Source organism: Streptomyces sp. NPDC048018 (assembly GCF_043202995.1).
GTDB lineage: Bacteria > Actinomycetota > Actinomycetes > Streptomycetales > Streptomycetaceae > Streptomyces.
Map to the genome: position 1 here is coordinate 102,829 of NZ_JBIDBK010000005.1, position 19,343 is coordinate 122,171.

A 19,343-nucleotide genomic window follows, 5' to 3' on the forward strand; every position below is an offset into this window, starting at 1 on the left:
GCACAGCAACGCACAGCCGAGCGGCTCGCTCAGGGCTCCGCCGTCGCATTCGGTGAATGAAAAAGCCCCAGGTCACGGCGAGTGAGTCCTGGGGCTGATCCGAGCCGCCTTCGGGATTCGAACCCGAGACCTACGCATTACGAGTTGTCCGATCTTGTTCTGGGGGTGTCCGTGGACGTCCGCCAGGTGCGCTGCGGTGCAGCTCAGCGACCGCAGCGGATCTCACCACACCGAAGCGGACGCCCATGGAACAAGCCTGGTCTGAGACCACAAGTGAGACCGGATGCTCAACCGTTGGTGTCCGCTCGCCCCTGCCGGTACGCCGGATCTCACGAGCGCGAAACCGTCACACGAGAGTAGGATGATCAACCTCACACAACCCAAATCGGTTACTCGGGAGTCATGTTGGCCATTGAGGACATGGTGCGGCAGCTTGACGATCTGATCTCCAAGTCTGATGCCCTTATGGCGAGTCCGGGCTGGGAGTACAACAACGGCGCCACGAAGGACGAGGCAGGGATCCTGGCCAACCGCCTGGAAGCTGCCGTGACCCGCCTCACCCCCGATGGCTCCGTCTACTCGCATCAACTGAAGCGGGGCCAAGGACTTCTGCCGACGTCTCGCTTGAAGCACGACTACGGGGTGGCAGTCTCACTTCGAGACGATCTCAATGCGGGGTGGGCCGCAACGGTCGTAGAACTGGTCCACGCAGACACGTTCAGCGACTACTTGGAGATGGCGGAAGGGCTCCTGGCCAAGGGCTACAAGGATGCGGCTGCCGTCATCACCGGCTCTTCCCTTGAGGTGCACGTGCGAGCCCTCTGCACGAAGAACGGCGTGACGACAGCGGTGGCCGGCAAGCCGAAAAAGGCGGACACCATGAACGCCGACCTCAAGAAGGCTCTTGTCTACGACGGCCTGCAGCAGAAGCAGGTCACCGCCTGGCTGGACTTGCGCAATAAGGCTGCGCATGGCGATTACGCCGATTACGACAATCCTCAGGTGCGGCTCTTCATCGATGGAGTGCGCGCTTTCATGATGAAGTACCCGGCTTAACCCTTGTGGGGCGAGAGCCATCGGTGGACTCCCGCCCCGCCAGCGTCGACCTAGGCGGGGCGGAGGTGCCTCAAAGGTGGTCCAGCCGGCAAGCCAGTCAGGTCTGTGAAGTTGTGGCCATCTGAGGGGGCTGCCGAGCGCTGCCCCAGCCAGCCAGACACACGGGGGCCGCCGTTAACTGCTCCACCCTCCGTGACAGTCCGCACGTGCTCAAAGCCATGCCTCAGGTAGTAATCCTGGAGCGGCTTGTTCGTGGTCCACGCGTCGAGCCGGAGCCACTGGGCGCCGGAACGATACGCCCGGTCGCCCGCCCAATCGAGCAGCCGCCCACCGAGGTCTTGCCCGCCATGCGTGCGCGCCACGGTCAGCTTGTTCACGAACCGGGACTCCTCCTGGAGTTCCTGCTCCGTCCAGAGCCCTTCCTCCGCTTCCGGGGTCAACGTGATCGTCGCCGCCGTTGCCGACCCGTCGCGGACCATGAACACCACTCCGGCCTCGATCGTGGCGAGAAGCTTGTCGGACGGGTACGGACGCTGCCACTGGTCCGTACCGAGGGCCGTGAGCCACGACGCGGCTTCCTGGCGGAAGGTGAGCAGCACATCCAAATCGTCTGCGGTCGCTCGCTCGATGATCACTGCGGTTCGTCCTCCTGCCGAGCGGACAGCGTGCCGATCTCGTAGTTCATCCGGTTCAGGTCGCCCCGAAAGGTCGTGATCGTGCAGCGGATGACCTTGTCCGCCGAGTAGCCGGTACGCGTCCAGAGCAGCACCGGGACGCCGGCACCAATGTCGAGTAGCCGCGCTTCATCCGGCGTGGGCATCCGAGCCGCGATCTCGTCGAAGTAGCCGATCTGCTCCACGCCGATAGCTGCGAGATAGCGGGTCGTCCCCTCAGCAATGTCGCCGGGCGCCGCGAGCCGCGGAGCGTCCTTCACTAGCCAGTCGGGGTAGTAGGTGGCCTGAGTCGACCACGGCACGTCATCCACGAACCGATGACAGAACCGGAGGACAGTGGTCGACTCCCTCAGGACCCTGAGCCGCTCCGCCACGTACTCGGTCGCCGGGGTCACTTCGACGCGAAACGTCTGGGTGGGGTGGCGGCCAGCGTTGGTGACGTCGGTGCTGTAGGCGTCGCCACTCTGCGGGAAGGTCAGGTTCTCGAAGCGGGACGCGTTGAGCTCGAACACCTCATGCTTCCGGACCTCGTACCCAAGTCCCTGGCTCGACGAGATCAACCCCTCGCTGACCAGCAGGGCGAGGCCGGAGCGCACGGTGTTCCTGGAGGCATCGAAGCGCGTACACAGATCGGCCTCGGAGGGCAGGCGAGAGCCCGGCTTGTAGACGTCGTTGTCGATGTCGCGACGGAGCGCGTCCGCGACCTGCCGGTACTTCGGCTGCTTGTTCATGAGCCCATCATGACGCACTCGCTCAACTTGTTGGTACATGTTGGCCCCGATCACTTGACGCCTCACTGTCCGTGGGTGCAGCATCACTGCATCAGCTTGTACCAACAAGTTGAGCAAGCGGTGCAACACCTGTAAGTGTGCCCGCTTGCGGCGGTATTCCCATGGTTCGGGAGCCCGCCACACGCGCAACAAGGGGCCCGGGACAGAGCGGGCCGAGGGTCCCGGATCCCTGGTCAACCGGAGGGCTTAGACCGAAAGGTCACGTCCCCATACGCCTACACAGGCATGGCGGCTCTACCTGACACGGGAGTCGCAGACCTGAAGGGGACACCGCTGTACCTGCCTCGCCGCAGCTGCCCGCTGTGGCCGGTTGCCTCCTCCGCCCGTCTCGTACGGGCGGGGCTGAGGGGAGCCGGATGGTTCCAAACGGCGTGAGCCCCCAGTGCGGGAACACCGGGGGCTCTGTTCGGGCCGTTCCTGGATGAGAGGAACACACCCAATGAAGTCCATCGCTGCACTTCAGGCCGCTGTTACGGCCACCCCGTTCGACGGTGAGCCGTCGGACACGGAGCTGGACGCGATCGAGCAGGAGCTTCCGCTGATCCTGGCGGAGGTCGACCTGCTCGACGCGCAGATCATGACCATCGACCGTCCGGCCAATGAGCTGGACCACCAGCGCATCCGCCGGGCCCGTAACCGGGTCATGGCGGCCCGCCGGGACCTGACCAACCGCGCCGGCCTGGCGCATGCGGGCGGTGCCGCATGAGCGAGCACACGGAGCTGCGCGGCGACGTAGCCGCGCTGCTGGGAGCGATCGCGGATGCCCTGGACCTGCCGGTCCCGTCGATCTGCGAGGGCGACGACGAGAAGTTCAACCGGCTGCTCATCGACCGCGCGACGAACGTGTGGGTGGCCGTCTCGGTCCTGCTCCAGGACCCCGGCTCCGGAGAGCTGAAGGACACCACGGCGTACATCCGCCGCCACACCGCCGACAAGCCCGTCACCTACACCCCGTTCGAGCGCGCCGAGCAGGACCGTCCCGACACCGGGGCGGTGGCGTGATGGGTCTGCGCGACAAGGTCCGCGACTACGCGATCCGCAACATGACCGACCCGGACGGCACGCCGAACCTGGCGCGCCGCGCTACGCAGGTTTCGGCTGGCCTCGCCGATGTCGCGGCCGACCATTCCACGGTCGCCGCTGCCGGCATCTCTCTCCTGGGTGCGGCGGCCGTCGCGGCCGAGGGTGCGCTGAGCGTCTATGTCTACCCGCCCGGTGACTACGCGACCTTCACCGAGGAGCCGAAGAAGCGGGGGTGGTTCCGGTGAACGCCACCGGTAAGCCGCTGAGCCGGGGGCAGAAGATCGTGCTCGGTCTCGCGTTCGTGCCGATGCTCGCTACCGGCGGCGCCGGCGCGGCAGGCACCTTCACCAACATCAAGGCCGCCTACGGAGCGGGCACGGCGGTCGGGGCGGTCGCGGCCGGCGAGGGCGCCACCGCCGTCCTCGCGGTCGTGCTGCTCGGCCTGACGCTGCTGGGGCAGTCCGCGCCGCTCGTGATCCGGGTCGGCCTGTGGGCTCTTCCCGCCGCCGCGTCCGCCATGTCGGCCATGGCTGCCAAGACCCCGGGGGAAGTGGTCATCTACGCCCTGACCCCTCTCGGCATGACTGCGTCCGCCGAGGGCGCCGCGTTCCTGGCCCGCCGGATCGTGGTCTACCGCGACGGCCGTGACGCCGAGGCGGAGCGCCGTGCGGCCGAGGTCGTCCAGGCTCTCGCATATCACCGGGCCATGGCCGCCAACCACCCGGACGCACAGGTGCGCAAGCGGGCGGAGTTGGAGTCGTGGAAGCTCGCCAAGCGGGTCGGTTCCGGGGATCTTGCGCTCGGTGAGCGGCTGCTCGACGTCCAGCGCACCCAGCTCACCGACGGCGCCGAGGCGGCCCTGTCCGCCATGTACGCCATCACGCTCGCCCCGACCGGACCGGAGCTTCCCACCCGCTCTGGCGGGATCACGGTGGAGCTGGAGGTAGATCGGTCTACCCGGTCGATCGACCCCGCAAATGCGGAGGAATCGACCCAGACCAGCATGGAACGGTCTACCTCTGACCAGCCCGTACCCGCCCCGGCGCCCGCCCCGGCCGGACTCGACTCGTGCGACCTGTTCGACGACGAAGAGTCCACCCCGCCCGCCATGGCGCGGGCGGTCGCCGCCGACCAGTCGACCCCGCGTCGCATCACCCGCCGGGTGCCAGACGTGGCCAAGTCGACCCAGCCCCGCCGCACGAAGGATGAGCTGCTGGCCGAGGCACGGCAGCTCACCGAGTCATGGCCCATCGAGCATCTGACGGCCGACCGGATCCGCAAGGAACTGCGCACCTCTCCGGTGAACGGCCGGTGGCTGCGCGACACCCTCAAGGCTGAGCGGGCCACGGCGTGAGCACGATCCCCACCTACCCATGGCGGCTTGCCCCAGAGGGGTTGGCGACGTTCCGGCAGCTCCGGGCGCGCGGTCTGCGCCCCGGTGGTCAAGACGTCGCCGCGCAGTTGGAGCGGCCCCGCCGTCGGCGCGGGCCGCTCGTCGCCTACCTCTACCGCATCGACCGGGCCCTGCCGGTCCGGCCCATGACCGAGGCCAAGCGCGCGGCCCTGGCCCGCGCGAATGCTGCCCGCCGGGTCTGCCCGGAGTGCCGCCGCGACGCGGGATACCGCATCCCGCCGTCGCTCGGCATGTGCACCCCCTGCGCCCATCCCGACACCTCTACCGCCGCGTGAGCGGCAGCGGGGAGACGACCGTGAACAACCTTCCTGAGCCGGTCCGGGTGGTTCAGCTCCCGGACGGCACCTACACCTACGCCGACCACCTGCCCACGCTCCACGCGACGGCCGCGCCGCAGGTCATTCACCAGCACATCCACCAGGCCCCCCCGGACCGGACGGTGCAGCGCATCGCGCTCGGGTCCGGTGTCGGTGCCGGTGCGGTCGCGGCCGGGGTCTACTTCGGCCCCCTGCTCGTCGGCGCACTCACCGCCATGGCCGCGAACCTGGCCATGCTCGCGTTCCTCGCCGCTGTCCTGTCCTGGGGCGTGGTGAGCGTGGTCCGCAGCGTCGGCGGCGCCGACGGCAGGAGCGCCGCCAAGACGCTGACCAGGACGCGCAAGCGCCGCCGCTGACGGCTGCCCGATCCGCCCGACACCTGCCGGGCGGTGAGGGGAGCCGGACAGTCCGGCCCCGGAAGGGAACCCGTCGTGGCCAGCAAGAAGAACGAGCAGCCGGACCCGAACTACCCCCAGCTCACCGCCGGCGAGAACGCGCGGATCGCGTGGAACGTCGCCCGCATGGCCAAGCGATCGCTCGCGGGCGAGAACGCCGACCGCTCCGACCTGGAACGCAACGTCAATCGCATCCTCGACCGCGCCCACAAGCGGGCCGAGAAGAACGCCAAGAAGTAGCGGTGCCCCGGGGCGGCCGACAGCCGCCAAGCATCACCGACCGCCCCGGGCCCTGCCTCCACTCTTTCGAGCAGCAGGAGAGACCAGCATGACCGACAACGTCGTCCCCCTGTTCAAGAACCCCACCACCGATCAGCCCACCGAGCCGCCCACGCCGCTCACGGTCGTCCCTCAGCCTGACCCCGCGCAGCCCATGCGGGTGTGGAAGCGTGCCGGTCGCAGCGTCGTCCGGGCGGCCCGTCACGACCGCACCCGCGCCGCCGGCCGCGCGATGGTCCGGCACACCTCCTACGTCCTCGGCGGCACCCGGATCGTCACCCGACGGGCGTGGGACGGCCGGACGGGCGCCCGCTACGAACGCATGCTCCGCGCCGCTGAAGCCGCGGGGAACTACGAAGCCGCGGGCGACTGGGAGGAGCGGCTGCACCGCTTCCGCACGGAGCGACACAAGCGGCGCATGGACCTGCTCTCCTCCCCTGAAAAGGTCGTGAAGGGTGCCGCGTTCGGCGTCGGCGGCAGCATAGGAGCGCTCATCGCGATCGGCATCGCTCTCGCCATCGCCAACGGCGAGATCAGCGACGTGGTCACCCCGCTCATGGCCGTCATCAAGCTCATCCGCCTGCTCGTCGTCATCGTCCAGGTGGTGTGGGGTCCCGCCATGGTGATCGGGCCATGGCTCGCCCTCGCCGCCGTGTGGGCGGTCGGCCGGCAGCGTGGTGCCGCGCCGCAGTGGGCGCTGCCCGAAGGCAAGCGGGGAAGCGACGCCGGGGCGCCGATCACCCCGTCCATCGTGGTCACCGCCCTGCGGGACCTGGGCATTCCCGCCCTACGCAACGCCATCAAGGACATGGGCGACGCCGGCGCCGCGATGCTCGGGCCGATCCGGATCGCCGGATGCGGTGTCGAGGTCGACGTCACCCTCCCCTCGGGGGTGTCGACGGCGGAGGTGCAGAACAAGCGCAAGAAGCTCGCGGAGAACCTGAACCGGCACGAGCACGAACTGTTCATCACCATCCCCGAGGCCGCCCGCACCGTCCGGCTGTGGATCGCCGATTCCGGCGCGCTGGACGAGCCGATCGGCCCGTCCCCGCTCGTCACCGACGAGACCATCACCGCGAACTACAAGACCGGCAAGGCACCATGGGGCCAGGACCTGCGCGGCGACGCGGCCGAGCTGAGCACATATCAGCGCATGCTCCTGATCACCGGCAAGTCCAACCAGGGCAAGACCGCCGCCCTGCGCTCGCTCGCCCTGTGGCTCGCGCTCGACAAGACCGTGGAGTTCCGTATCGCCGACCTCAAGGGTGTCGGGGACTGGCGCATGTTCGACGGCATCGCCACGGTCCTCATCGAGGGCCCGACCGATGAGCACGTCATCGAAGCCACCGAGATGGTCGAGTCGGTGGTGGCGGAGATGGAACGCCGGATCCAGGCCCCGCCCGGCACGAAGTTCCCGCCGCTGATCTGCATCGTCGATGAGGCACAGGTCGCGTTCATGTGCCCTGCGGTCGGTGACGACAAGCGGCCCTACGGCGGCATGAAAGCCACCTCCCGGTACTTCATGGCCGTCCGCAAGATTCACAACCAGGGCCGGGCCGTGGACGTGCTGATGTGGGAGGGCACGCAGGACCCCACCGACCAGAACCTCCCCAAACTCGTCCGCGAGGGCGCCCACACCCGCATCTCCCTCGTCCTCGGCACCGAATCACAGTCCCGCATGGCCCTAGGCGACAGTGCCGTCGACGGCGGCGCCGCCCCACACCTGCTCCGCCAGGGCCTCGACAAAGGCACCGTCGTGGTCGCCTCGGACGGCATCAAGATTCCGGCCGGGCAGACGTCCATCACGGTCCGCACCCACTACATCGACGACGATGCCGCCGCCGCCATCGCCAACCGGGCCAAGGCCCTGCGGGGTGGGGTCCCCACCCTGCACGCCATCAACCACGGTCAGGAACGCGACGCGCTAGCCGACATCTTCAGCGTTCTGGGCGACACCGCCCGGGTGCTGACGGCCGACGTCCTCAAGCGGCTCTCCGCGCTCAGCGAAGACGCCTACGGCACATGGACACCCGGCGACCTCAAGCGAGTCCTGGAGGACGCCGGCGCCGAGCCGTACAAGTCCGACGGCCGCATGGTCGTCGGCCGCGAACGCGTCTCCCGCGCCCTCGCCAACCGCACCGACGGCCATTCCGCTTCCGCTCAGATGTGACAGGGAAGTACCTCCGGAACCGTCAGGGAGGCAGGGAGAACTCCCTGACCGCTTCCCTGGACCGCATCCCTGGCTTTGACCTGCGGAAATGATCTCTCAGGGAGGCAGGGACGCATCCCGCCTCCACCTGCGAAAACCCCCTCCACGAGCCATCCAGCAGGGGGTGCCAGCCCCTCCCTGACCGACCACGACCACCGATTCCGGTTGTGGTCGCCGCGAACGCCGAGAGCGGCCCACCAACGTCCGCCAAGACCGGGCCGCTCTCGTCTGCCAGCAACTCCAAGAGAACTGGAGACACCCAGCATGACCCATCCCGTACCGATCCGGCGAGACACCGCGCTCACCCTGGCCACCGGCGGCCTGCCCGTCCTGCCGCTGAGCGCCGACAAGCGCCCCTTCGGCAACTGCCCCGACTGCCAGGGCAACCGCTGCGGCGGGCGGCCCAACATGAAGACCCCCGGACCCTGCCAGTGCCCCCGTCCCTGCCACGCTTGGGCCGCCGCCACCACCGACCCCAACGTGCTCTCCTCCCGGCCGTGGGAGGCCGCCTGGCGCCGCGCGGGGGCTGTCGCCTACCACCCGGGGGCCGCCGGGGTGACCGTGGTCGACCTGGACGACGCCGACGCGATCACGTGGGCCCGCGCCACCCTGCCCGTGACGCGCACGGTCGCGACGACGCGGGGTGAGCACTGGATCTACCAGGGTGCGATGCAGTCCGCCAACGGCGTGCGGCCGGGTGTGGACATCAAGTCGTCCATGTCCTACGCCCGCTGGCTCGGTGCTGGCACCGGCATCGTGGCGCCCCTGCCCCCGGCCGTACGAGCCTTGGTCTCGAAGGAGACGTCTACTGTCCGGCCGGGCCGGGTCACGGTGCCTGCGCCGGCCGGTGGCGGACCGTGCCCCCACCGCTCGCCTGCCTACCTTGAACGCGGCATCGCCATGGCCGAACAGCGCATCACCGACGCCCCCAGCGCGATCCACACCACCGTCTACCGCACGTTCCTCGCGGTCCTGTCCGCGCACGGCCGGTGCGGGTGCCTGACCGACGCGCACATCGCCCGCCTGTTCACCGCCGCGCAGGCCAAGGGCGAGTCCCCGCGGCACTGCACGGACGCCTGGTCCAACGCCCGTACGGCTCTGGGGATGTGACCGTGGCCGAGGACGAGAAGAACCCGGCCCGCGAGGTCATCACCACCTACGCGCAGGCCAACTTCCGGTACTTCCGCACGGTCGACGGCACCGTCTACGCCCAGCGCAACGGGCACCCTGTCGCCCGTCCCATCCGCTCCCAGGGGACCACGGGCAGCCATCGCCAGGAACTCATGGTCGGCCTGTTCCGCGACGGGCTCGGCGTCTTCAACGGCACTGCCTTGAAGGAGGCACTCGACTTGATCGAAGCACTCGCGCTCACTGAGGACGTTCAGCCCGTTCACATCCGCGTCGCTCCCGGTTTCGACGGGGCGACGTGGCTGGACCTCGGACGCGACGACGGCAAGTCCGTCCGCATCCACCCCACCGGCTGGGACATCCGCACCCCCGACCCGCGCGAGGTGTGCTGGCGCCGCACCCAGCTCACCGGCGAACTCCCGCTCCCGGTCAAGGACACGAACGGCAAGGGCATCGACCTGCTCATGCGGCTGTGCAACTTCTCCGACGCCCGCGCCGAGAGCCTGGCCCTCGCCTGGCTCGTCGGCTGCCTGGGACCCGACGTCCCGGTCCCCGCCCCGTTCCTCACCGGCCCCCAGGGCGCGGGCAAGTCCACCGCCGGCAAGATGCTCGTCCGGATCATCGAGGGCATGAGCGGCGACCTGCGCCGGCCGCCGAAGGACGAGGAGAACCTGATCACCGCCGTGGCGGCTGGATGGGTCACCGGCCTGGACAACCTCTCCCACCTCGGCCCGGACATGTCGGACCTGATGTGCTGCGTCGTCACCGGCGCCGAGTACGTCAAGCGCGCGTTGTTCACGGACGGCGACGTGGTTCGCTCCCGCTACCGCCGGCCGATGCTGCTGACCGGCATCGACGTCGGCGTCATCCGCCCCGACCTCGCCGAACGACTCCTCCCGCTCCGGCTGGAACGCCCCCGGGTGCGGCGGACCGAGGCGGAACTGTGGACGGAGTTCGCCCGGGATCTGCCCGTGATCCTCGGCTCGATCCTCGACCTGGCCGTAACGGTCCGCGCCACCCAGGCCGACATCCCCACCGACCTGCGCATGGCCGACTTCGCCCACCTGTGCGCGCAGCTGGATGCCGCCCAGAGTCTCGGGGCCCTGGACGCCTACCGGGCGAGCCTGGACGACCTCAACGACGACGTCATCGAGGGTGACCTGCTCGCCCAGACCGTCCTCAAGCGGGCCGCCGAGATCGAGCCCGGCACGGCGGCCCGGATGACGTCCGCTGAGTGGCTGCACGGCCTCACCCAGCTCTACACCGGTGAGGGAGAGTTCCGGCCCCTGCCCAAGGGCTGGCCCACCACCGGCAAGGTCCTATCCGACCGCCTCAAGCGCCTCCAGCCCGTCCTCGCCGCCCGCGGCGTCCTCGTCGACTGGGGCCGCAAGAACAGCGCCCGCTACATCGAGATCGCCCGCCCCGCCGAGCCACAGGACGAGCAGCAGCAGGCGTTCTGACCCAAGCCACGCGGGCCCGACCGCACAGGCAAGAAGAGCACCCCCGCCCAGCGCCCGGGTGCTCCTCTTGCTCTCCGGCGGCCTCGCCGCCGCTCAAAAGGCGTGCCGCTTCGCGGCTCCTTCTTCACGCCCGAAGGCGCGCACAACAACAGACACAGGCCCCTCTTTTTCCTAAGTAGGAAGACCCTGCGTCACCTGCGTCACCACGACTCCAAAAACCGCTTCCCACCTGCACGGACAAGGGTGACGCAGAGTCCCAATCTCTGCGTCACCCTTCGTCACCTGCGTCACCCCGTGACGGACGGCTCCGTCACCAGTGACACAGGCCGCCGCTCCCTGCGTCACCGAAAAACCGCAGGTCAGGCCCCAAAAGTGACGCTGATGACGCAGTGACGCAGAAATCCCCACCTCGGACAGATGCCGACTGCCCTGCCAAGGAGGCGTACGCAGTGACCACCACCGTGAAGCCCACCAACCGTGCCCTGTTCACCGTCAAGGACGCGGCCGAGTACCTCTCCTTCGGCCGGTCCACTGTCTACGAGCTAATGGCCGCCGGCGAGCTGCCTTACGTCAAGGTTGGCCGCTCCCGACGCATCCGCCTGTCTGAACTCGACGCGTTTGTAGCTCAGTTGAAGCCGTTGAACCACTGACGCAGGACCCACTGAGGGCCCCGGCAACTCCGGGGCCCTCATCCACGAAAGGCGAAGATGACCCGCAAGCCCAACATGGAATCGTCCATCTACGAGGGCAGCGACGGCCGATGGCACGGCCGCGTGACCATGGGCCTGAAGTCCGACGGTAGCCCAGATCGTCGCCACCGAACGGGCAAGACAGAGGCCGAAGTGACCCGAAAGGTCCGGGCCCTGGAGAAGCTGCGCGACGAGCAGCGGGCGCCGAAGGCGGGGCGCGTGCCGACCGTGGCCCAGTGGATGGAGACCTACCTGACGACAATCGCGAGCCTGAAGCTCAAGCCGCGCTCGCTGGACGACTACTGGTCCAAGACCCGCAACGACATCATCCCGGGCCTCGGTCAGCACCGGCTGAACAAGCTGGAGCCAGAGCACCTGGAGACGATGTACGCCGCGATGCTGGAGGAGGGGCACGCCCCCTCCCACGTGCTCAAGGTGCACCGCATCCTGTCCCGCGCCCTGAAGATCGCACACCGCCGTCGGATCATCGTCGAGAACGTCGCGACGCTGGTCGACCCGCCGACCGTGGACGAGACCGAGGCGAACCCGTTCACGCAGGACGAAGCGCGCGCCTTCCTGGAGGCAGCGGCCAAACGCCCCACATTCATGCGCTGGCTGGTCGGCGTAGGGATGGGCTTCCGCCAAGGCGAGACCCTGGGCATGCGCTGGAAGTACGTCGACCTGGAGGCGGAGCTGTTCCACCCGCGCTGGCAGCTTCAGCGGCTGACGTGGAAGCACGGCTGCACGGACCCGCACACCTGCGGTGAGCGGCTGCACCGGTTCGAGCCATGCCCGTCGCCGTGCACCACCCACAAGGGGTACAAGCGCGGCTGCCCGGAGCCCTGCCCGAAGGGGTGCACGAAGCACGCGAGTGCCTGCCCCGAGAGGAAGGGCGGGGGCCTGGTCTTCACCCGCCCGAAGACGAAGAAGAGCCAGAACCCCGTGCCTATCCCACCGCCGTTCATCCCGCCGCTGAAAGAGCTCCGGGCGCTCCAAGAGGCGGAGCGGGCCGCTGTCGGCGAACTGTGGGAGGACCACGACGTCGTGTTCGCGCGACCGGACGGCCGGCCCCTCGACCCGCGTCAGGACTGGGAGGAGTTCAAGGAACTCCTGGAGGAGGCCGGGATCGACGACCGGCGCCTCTACGACGGGAGCCGCCACACCGCCGGCACGATCCTGAACGAGCTGGGGGTTCCCCTGGTGACCATCATGGAGATCCTGCGGCACACCCAGGTCACCCAGACGCGGCGGTACGTGAAGGGGCGGTCCGAGCAGTCCAAGGACGCCATGCGGCGGATGGGAGACACGTTCCTCCCACAGCTCCGGCCGCAGGCCCCGGGCCCCGCAGAGACCCCGGCAGAAACCGCGACTGAGACCAGAACTGAGACCACAGACACACGGGCCGCGCGCTCTCGGCTCCGCCGTCGCGTCCACTGAACCAGAAAACCCCAGGTCAGAAGGATCTGACCTGGGGTTCAATCTGAGCCGCCTTCGGGATTCGAACCCGAGACCTACGCATTACGAGTGCGTTGCTCTGGCCAACTGAGCTAAGGCGGCATGCCGTGCGTTCCCATGGTGGGTGCAGCAGCGTCGCCAAGTCTACACAGTTTCCGGGGGTGCTCCGACCACCCCCGGCGGAGGGCGGCGCGGGGGCTATGAGCAGCGCTTTCCGTCCTTGGGGGCGGTGCCTTCCAGGAGGTAGGCGTTGATCGCGGTGTCGATGCAGTCGCTGCCGCGGCCGTAGGCGGTGTGGCCGTCGCCCTCGTAGGTCAGGAGGGTGCCGGAGGAGAGCTGGTCGGCGAGGGACTGGGCCCACCTGTACGGGGTGGCGGGGTCGCGGGTGGTGCCGACCACGACGATCGGGGCGGCGCCCTCGGCGGTGATGCGGTGGGGCCGGCCGGTGGCCGGGGTGGGCCAGTAGGTGCAGTTCAGGGCCGCCCAGGCGAGATTGCGGCCGAAGACCGGGGAGGCCTTCTCGAAGGACGCCACCGACGCGTCGACGTCCGCCGGGCCGGCGAAGGCCGGCGGGAGGTCCAGGCAGTTCACGGCGGCGTTGGCGAACATCAGGTTCGCGTACGAGCCGTCCGGCTCCCGCTCGTAGTAGCTGTCGGCCAGGGCGAGCAGCGAGGTGCCGTCGCCGCCCATGGCCTGGGCCAGCGCCTCCCGCAGCTGCGGCCAGGCGGCCTCGTCGTACATGGCGGTGATCACACCGGTCGTCGCGAGGGACTCGCCCAGCTTCCGGCTCTCGCCCGTCGGCAGCGGCTTGGCGTCGGTCTCCCGGAAGAAGCGCTGGAGTTCGGCCAGGGCCGCCGGCACGGAGGCCGTGCCCAGCGGGCAGTCGCTCTGCTTCACGCAGTCCGCGGCGAAGGCCTCGATCGCGGTCTGGAAGCCGCCGGTCTGCTCGCGGTTGAGGTCCTCGGCGGACAGCGACGGATCCATGGCCCCGTCGAGGACCAGCCGTCCGACCCGCTGCGGGAACAGCTCGGCGTACGTCGCACCGAGGAACGTGCCGTACGAGGCGCCCACGTACGAGAGCTTCTCGTCGCCGAGGGCCGCCCGCACGATGTCCATGTCCCGCGCCGCCTCCACGGTCGAGACATGCGGCAGCACCTTGCCCGAGCGCTTCTCGCAGGCCGCCGCGAAGTCCTTGTACGCCCCTTCCAGCGCCTGCTTCTCGGCCGCGCTGTCGGGCGTGACGTCCGCCTGCGTGTACGTGTCCATCTGCGGGCCCGTCAGGCACTCGACCGGCTCGCTGCGGGCCACGCCCCGCGGGTCGACGCCCACGAGGTCGTACCGCGCCCGGACCGGGGCGGGGTAGCCGATGCCCGCGTACCCCTGGAGATAGCCCACGGCGGAGCCGCCGGGGCCGCCCGGGTTGACCAGCAGCGAGCCGAGCCGCTTGCCGGGGCCGGTGGCCTTCGCCCGGGAGACGGCCAGCTCGATCTGGTCGCCCTCCGGCTTCGCGTAGTCGAGCGGGGCCCGCACGGTCGCGCACTGGAAGTTCGCGACGCCGCAGTCCCGCCAGGACAGCTTCTGCGCGTAGTACTTCTGCAGCGCGGCGGCCGGCGCCCCGGACGCGGTGGACGGCGCGGGGGCGGCCGCGCCGCTGCCGCTCGTGCAGCCCGAGAGGATCAGCCCGGCCGCCGCGAGGGCGGTGGTGGAGGTGCGGAAGAGGCGCCTGGAGTCCATCCCCGGAGCGTATCGGGATCAGTACGTACCGTGTCCAATCGCCCGTGGGGGCGATTCGCCGGCCGGCCCCGGCCGCCCCTCGCCCGGGGCCGGCCGCCCCGTGAGGGGCGTCAGTCGCGCAGCGCCATCGTCATCGCCTCGACCGCGAGCAGCGGGGCCACGTTCCGGTCCAGGGCCTCGCGGCAGGCCAGCACGGCCTCGATCCGGCGCAGGGTGCGTTCGGGGGTCGTGTCGCGGGCGATCCGCTCCAGTGCGTCCCGCACGTCCTCGTTGGCCAGCTGGGACGCCGCCCGCAGCTGCAGGGCGAGCACGTCGCGGTAGAAGCCGGTCAGGTCGGTGAGCGCGAGGTCGAGGCTGTCGCGCTGGGTCCGGGTGCGGCGCCGCTTCTGGCGCTCCTCCAGCTCCTTCATCGCCCCGGCCGTACCCCGCGGCATCCGGCCGCCCTGGGAGGCGCCGAGCGCCGCCTTGAGCTCGTCGGTCTCCTTGACGTCGACCTCCTCGGCGACCTGCTTGGCGTCCTCCGTCGCCGCGTCGATCAGCTCCTGGGCCGCTCGCAGCCCGCCGCCGACGTCCCCGACCCGCAGGGGCAGCTTCAGGACCACGGAGCGGCGGGCCCGCGCCCGCTCGTCCGTGGCGAGCCGCCGCGCCCGGTCGATGTGGCCCTGGGTGGCCCGGGACACCGCCATCGCCGTCTCGGGCTCGACGCCGTCCCGGCGGATCAGCAGATCGGCGACGGCCGCCACGGAGGGGGTGCCCAGCATCAGGTGCCGGCAGCGGGAGCGGATCGTCGGCAGCACGTCCTCCAGGGAGGGCGCGCAGAGCAGCCAGACCGTACGGGGCGCGGGCTCCTCCACCGCTTTCAGGAGGACGTTGGCCGCGCCCTCGGTCAGCCGGTCGGCGTCCTCCAGGACGATCACCTGCCAGCGCCGCCCGGCCGGGGACAGCTGGGCCCGGCGGACCAGGTCGCGGGTCTCCTTGACGCCGATGGAGAGCAGGTCCGTCCGCATCACCTCGACGTCGGCGTGGGTGCCGATGAGCGCGGTGTGACAGCCGTCGCAGAAGCCGCATCCCGGGGCCCCGCCGAGCGCCCGGTCCGGGCTCACGCACTGCAGGGCCGCCGCGAACGCCCGGGCCGCCGTGTCCCGCCCGGCGCCCGGGGGGCCGGTGAACAGCCAGGCGTGCGTCATCTTGGACGCCTCGGGAGCGGGCTCCCCGGCGGCCTGGGCGGTCACGAGCGCGTCGGCGTCGCGCGCGGCGGCGGCGAGCTGCTCCTGGACCCGCGGCTGACCCACCAGGTCGTCCCATACGGCCATGTCTGCTGCCCCTCCTCAGGTACGCCTTCCATTGTGGGGCACCGCTCTGACACTCCCGCCGGTCCGGCGGGAGTGTCACGGCCTCGGCCGGGTCGCTCAGCGGCGGCGGCCGCGCCGGTCGTCGTCCCCCTCGTCGAAGGCGCCGAGGAGCTCGTCCGCCAGCGTCGGCAGATCGTCCAGCGGGGTCTCCTCGGCCCAGTCGGAGCGGCGCCTGGGCCGGCCGTCCTCGTCGACCTGGGGCAGCTCACGGGTACGGTCGTTCGCCCCGGGCTGCTCCCCGCGTCCGTCCTGTCCGTCCCGTCCGCGCTGCTCGTCGCGCGCGTCGCGCTCGTCGCGCTCGTCGCGGAAGAAGTCCTGCGGCACCCGGTCGACCGGATCGTTCCCGCCGACGGTCGGGAGTACGGCGGTCTCGTCGACCTCCCGGATCCGCGGGATGACCGTGGTCTCGTCGTCCAGCTTCACGATCGGGGTGGGGACGGTGATCTCGTTCGGGGAGACGGTCGGCGCGGCGTCGCCCTCCGGCGTCCCGCCACGCTTCCCCGCGGGCTTCGCGTCCGGCGTCACGATCGGCGTCGCCACGGTGATCTCGTTCGCCGACTCCGCCGCCTTCGCCGCGGCGGCCTTCTCGGCTGCCGCCCGCTCGGCCGCGGCCTTGTCCGCCGCCGCCTTCGCCTCGGCCTCCGCCACACGGGCGGCCTCCGCCGCGGCCTTGCGCGCGGCCGCCTCGGCAGCCTCCGCCGCGGCCTTGCGCGCGGCTTCCTCGGTCGCCTTGCGGGCGGCCTCCGCCGCCGCCTTGGCCGCGGAGGCCTCGGCGAGCTTGCGGGCCTCCTCGGCGCGGATCAGGGCCTCCTCGGCCTTGCGCTGCTTCTCCAGGCGGCGCTCCTCGGCCTCGGCCCGCAGCCGGGCCTCCTCCTCGGCCTGCTTACGGCGCCGTTCCTCCTCCGCGCGGCGGGCCTTCTCCTCGGCCTCGCGCCGCCTGCGCTCCTCCTCGGCGGCGATCCGGGCCTCCTCGGCCCGCTGCCGTGCCTCCTCGGCCTGGCGCTCGGCCTCCAGCCGCCGCGCCTCTTCCTCCTCGGCCTTCCGCCGCGCCTCCTCCTCGGCGCGCAGCTTGGCGAGCTGCTCCTGGCGCTCGCGCTCCAGGCGCTCCTCCTCGGCCTTGCGGGCGGCCTCTTCCTCGGCGCGCCTGCGGGCCTCCTCCTCGGCCTTGCGGCGGGCCTCCTCCTGGGCCTTCACCTCGGCCTCGGAGAGCGGCAGCATCCGGTCGAGGCGGTGGCGGACGACGGTGGTGACGGCCGCGGGGTCCTGGCCTGCGTCGACGACCAGGTAGCGGCCCGGGTCGCCGGCGGCGAGGGCGAGGAATCCGGCGCGCACGCGCGCGTGGAACTCCGGCGGCTCTGACTCGAGCCGGTCGGGGGCCTCGGTGAAGCGCTCGCGGGCGGTCTCCGGGGAGACGTCGAGGAGCACGGTGAGGTGCGGGACGAGCCCGCCGGTCGCCCAGCGGTTGATGCGGGCGATCTCGGTCGGGGACAGGTCGCGGCCGGCGCCCTGGTAGGCGACGGACGAGTCGATGTAGCGGTCGGAGATGACGACCGCGCCGCGCTCCAGGGCGGGGCGGACGAGGGAGTCGACGTGCTCGGCGCGGTCGGCGGCGTAGAGCAGGGCCTCGGCGCGGTTGGACAGACCGGCGCTGGAGACGTCGAGCAGGATCGAGCGCAGCCGCTTGCCGATCGGCGTGGCGCCGGGCTCACGGGTGACGACGACCTCGTGGCCCTTGGCGCGGATCCATTCGGCGAGCGCCTCGACCTGGGTGGACTTGCCGGCGCCGTCGCCGCCCTCCAGGGCGATGAAGAAGCCGGTCGCCGACCGGGCCTGGGCCGGGTCGGCGCCGCGCAGCGCGTCGCGCAGGTCGCGGCGGAGCGGGACGCCGGCCCGGTCGTCGGTCTTGGCGAGGACGAGCGCGGCGACCGGCAGGAGGAGCGCGCCGACCAGCATCAGGGTGAAGGCGGCGCCGCCGTGGGCGAAGACGAAGCTGCCGGAGGCGAGCCGGTGCGGGCCGATCGCGGCGGCGAGCAGCGGGGCGCCGAGGGCGCCGACGCCGATGCCGACGCGGACGACGGCCTGCAGGTGCTCGGTGAAGCGGGCCCGGCGGGGCTCCTCGGTCTCCTGGTCGACGAGGTTGTGCCCGGTTCGGGCGGCGACGCCGGCGGCGTATCCGGCGAGGACGGCGAGCATCAGCACGGTCGCGGTGTCCGGCACGAGGCCCATCGCGAGCAGGGCGACGCCGGTGACGGCGACCGCGAGGGCGAGCAGCCGGCGCCGGGAGAGCACGGTGAGGACGGATCCGGCGGTGCGGATGCCGACGGCGGTGGCGCCGCTGAGCGCGAGGATCATCAGCGCGTACGTGACGGGCCCGCCGCCCAGGTCGTTCGCGTGCAGCACGGCGACGGCCGCGGCGGCGGCGATGGCCGCGGCCACGGTGGCGCAGGCCAGGACGAGCAGCCCGAGGGCGCCGGTACGGCCCTTCTCGGCGCCCTGGTCACCCGGGGCGGCCGGTCGGCGCAGGCCCTCCAGCGGGGAGCGGGGCCGCGGGGTCTGGCCGCCGGGCAGCTCGACGGCGTAGAGGACGGAGACGGAGGCGGCGAAGAGTCCCGCGGCGACGTAGGAGCCGAGGGCGGCCTGGTGCAGGGTGAACCAGTCGATCCCGGCGCCGAGCAGGTTGCCGAGGAGCGTGGCGAGCAGCAGGACGGCGGCGGCCGCGGGCACCGCGAGGAAGCTGGTGCGCAGGCTGAGCGTGCGGAGCGCGCCGAGGTGGTCGGGCAGCGGCCGGACGGCGGCGCCCTCGATCGGCGGGGCGGGCAGCAGCGCGGGCGCGGCGCCCTCCTTGGCGATCGTCCACACGCGTTCGGCGGCACCGGTGACGAAGACGGTGCCGAGCAGGAACCAGAGCGCCTTGCCGGGGGTCCAGTCGATCCACAGCGGGGCGATGACGAGCAGCGCGACCCGGACGGCGTCGGCGCCGATCATGGTCCAGCGGCGGTCGAGCGGGCCGCCGGGCGCGGTCAGGGCGGTGAGCGGACCGAGCAGGACGGCGCCGAAGAGCACGGCGGCGAGCATCCGCGCCCCGATCACCGCGGCCACGGCGAACGCGGCGCCCCGGTATCCGCCGCCGAGCGCGCCGGTGGCGACGGCGGCCTGGAGGCCGAGCAGGATCAGGACGAGCAGGGCGAGGGCGTCGCCGGTGCCGCCGACGAGCTGGGCGCTCCACAGCCTCCGCAGGGGCTGATGGCGCAAGAGGGCCCGTACGGCACGCTCGCGGGAATCGGCGACGAGTGCGGCGTCGGTGTCTGGCTGCTCTGCTCGCGTCATCCGTCCACCCTATCCGGACGCCCTTGCTCCTCGTGGCCTT

At 71.1% G+C, this 19,343-nt stretch carries 18 protein-coding genes and 1 tRNA gene; 13 read left to right on the plus strand and 6 right to left on the minus strand.

The genetic code is table 11. The features are described from left to right. Positions 1 to 402: 402 nt before the first annotated feature. A complete protein-coding gene (locus ACGF1Z_RS20365; RefSeq protein ID WP_393005877.1) occupies positions 403 to 1,056 on the plus strand; it encodes a hypothetical protein in 654 nt (217 codons plus the stop codon). A 50-nt stretch (positions 1,057 to 1,106) separates the two neighbouring features. Here the strand turns inward: ACGF1Z_RS20365 and ACGF1Z_RS20370 are convergent, their stop codons facing one another. Continuing rightward, a complete protein-coding gene (locus tag ACGF1Z_RS20370) occupies positions 1,107 to 1,691 on the minus strand; it encodes a GNAT family N-acetyltransferase (RefSeq protein ID WP_393005879.1) in 585 nt (194 codons plus the stop codon). Continuing rightward, entirely contained in the window at positions 1,688 to 2,461 is a 774-nt protein-coding gene (locus tag ACGF1Z_RS20375) for a GntR family transcriptional regulator (RefSeq protein WP_393005881.1), read from the minus strand. The genes ACGF1Z_RS20370 and ACGF1Z_RS20375 overlap by 4 nt, the downstream gene beginning before the upstream one ends. A 499-nt stretch (positions 2,462 to 2,960) precedes the next feature. Here ACGF1Z_RS20375 and ACGF1Z_RS20380 point away from each other — a divergent pair, with 499 nt between their 5' ends. The 12 genes from ACGF1Z_RS20380 (at position 2,961) to ACGF1Z_RS20435 (ending at position 12,872) form a co-directional block, all read left to right on the plus strand. Beyond that, entirely contained in the window at positions 2,961 to 3,227 is a 267-nt protein-coding gene (locus tag ACGF1Z_RS20380; RefSeq protein WP_393005883.1) for a DUF6284 family protein, read from the plus strand. Next, complete coding sequence (locus ACGF1Z_RS20385) at positions 3,224 to 3,523, plus strand: hypothetical protein (RefSeq protein WP_393005885.1); 300 nt, start codon at positions 3,224 to 3,226, stop codon at positions 3,521 to 3,523. The genes ACGF1Z_RS20380 and ACGF1Z_RS20385 overlap by 4 nt, the downstream gene beginning before the upstream one ends. Next, positions 3,523 to 3,789, plus strand: coding sequence for a hypothetical protein (locus ACGF1Z_RS20390; RefSeq protein ID WP_393005887.1), 267 nt, complete (start codon positions 3,523 to 3,525; stop codon positions 3,787 to 3,789). The genes ACGF1Z_RS20385 and ACGF1Z_RS20390 overlap by 1 nt, the downstream gene beginning before the upstream one ends. Next, positions 3,786 to 4,898: a conjugal transfer protein gene (locus ACGF1Z_RS20395; RefSeq protein ID WP_393005889.1), complete on the plus strand. Its 1,113-nt coding sequence runs from the start codon at positions 3,786 to 3,788 to the stop codon at positions 4,896 to 4,898. The genes ACGF1Z_RS20390 and ACGF1Z_RS20395 overlap by 4 nt, the downstream gene beginning before the upstream one ends. Then, entirely contained in the window at positions 4,895 to 5,233 is a 339-nt protein-coding gene (locus ACGF1Z_RS20400; RefSeq protein ID WP_393005891.1) for an RRQRL motif-containing zinc-binding protein, read from the plus strand. Before ACGF1Z_RS20395 ends, ACGF1Z_RS20400 begins: the two co-directional genes overlap by 4 nt. A 20-nt stretch (positions 5,234 to 5,253) precedes the next feature. After that, a complete protein-coding gene (locus tag ACGF1Z_RS20405; RefSeq protein ID WP_393005893.1) occupies positions 5,254 to 5,631 on the plus strand; it encodes a DUF6251 family protein in 378 nt (125 codons plus the stop codon). A gap of 75 nt (positions 5,632 to 5,706) precedes the next feature. Beyond that, positions 5,707 to 5,910, plus strand: coding sequence for a DUF6257 family protein (locus ACGF1Z_RS20410; protein WP_393005895.1), 204 nt, complete (start codon positions 5,707 to 5,709; stop codon positions 5,908 to 5,910). 88 nt (positions 5,911 to 5,998) lie between these two features. Beyond that, positions 5,999 to 8,119 carry an FtsK/SpoIIIE domain-containing protein gene (locus tag ACGF1Z_RS20415; protein ID WP_393005897.1) on the plus strand — a complete coding sequence of 707 codons (2,121 nt, stop codon included), beginning with the start codon at positions 5,999 to 6,001 and terminating at the stop codon, positions 8,117 to 8,119. A 303-nt stretch (positions 8,120 to 8,422) separates the two neighbouring features. Further along, positions 8,423 to 9,268 carry a bifunctional DNA primase/polymerase gene (locus ACGF1Z_RS20420; protein WP_393005899.1) on the plus strand — a complete coding sequence of 282 codons (846 nt, stop codon included), beginning with the start codon at positions 8,423 to 8,425 and terminating at the stop codon, positions 9,266 to 9,268. Positions 9,269 to 9,270: 2 nt separating this feature from the next. Then, a complete protein-coding gene (locus tag ACGF1Z_RS20425; protein ID WP_393005901.1) occupies positions 9,271 to 10,746 on the plus strand; it encodes an ATP-binding protein in 1,476 nt (491 codons plus the stop codon). A gap of 449 nt (positions 10,747 to 11,195) precedes the next feature. Next, positions 11,196 to 11,396: a helix-turn-helix domain-containing protein gene (locus ACGF1Z_RS20430; RefSeq protein ID WP_393005903.1), complete on the plus strand. Its 201-nt coding sequence runs from the start codon at positions 11,196 to 11,198 to the stop codon at positions 11,394 to 11,396. Positions 11,397 to 11,453: 57 nt separating this feature from the next. Further along, entirely contained in the window at positions 11,454 to 12,872 is a 1,419-nt protein-coding gene (locus tag ACGF1Z_RS20435) for a tyrosine-type recombinase/integrase (protein ID WP_393005905.1), read from the plus strand. Between the two features lie 46 nt (positions 12,873 to 12,918). Here ACGF1Z_RS20435 and ACGF1Z_RS20440 read toward each other — a convergent pair. From ACGF1Z_RS20440 to tmk, 4 genes are all read right to left on the minus strand, one after another. Beyond that, positions 12,919 to 12,992, minus strand: a tRNA-Thr gene (locus tag ACGF1Z_RS20440). Between the two features lie 96 nt (positions 12,993 to 13,088). After that, entirely contained in the window at positions 13,089 to 14,624 is a 1,536-nt protein-coding gene (locus ACGF1Z_RS20445; RefSeq protein ID WP_393005907.1) for an alpha/beta hydrolase, read from the minus strand. Between the two features lie 110 nt (positions 14,625 to 14,734). Beyond that, on the minus strand, positions 14,735 to 15,937 hold the full coding sequence (locus ACGF1Z_RS20450; RefSeq protein WP_393005909.1) for a DNA polymerase III subunit delta': 1,203 nt from the start codon (positions 15,935 to 15,937) through the stop codon (positions 14,735 to 14,737). 96 nt (positions 15,938 to 16,033) lie between these two features. Next, a complete protein-coding gene (tmk, locus tag ACGF1Z_RS20455; RefSeq protein WP_393005911.1) occupies positions 16,034 to 19,303 on the minus strand; it encodes a dTMP kinase in 3,270 nt (1,089 codons plus the stop codon). Between the last annotated feature and the right edge of the window lie 40 nt (positions 19,304 to 19,343).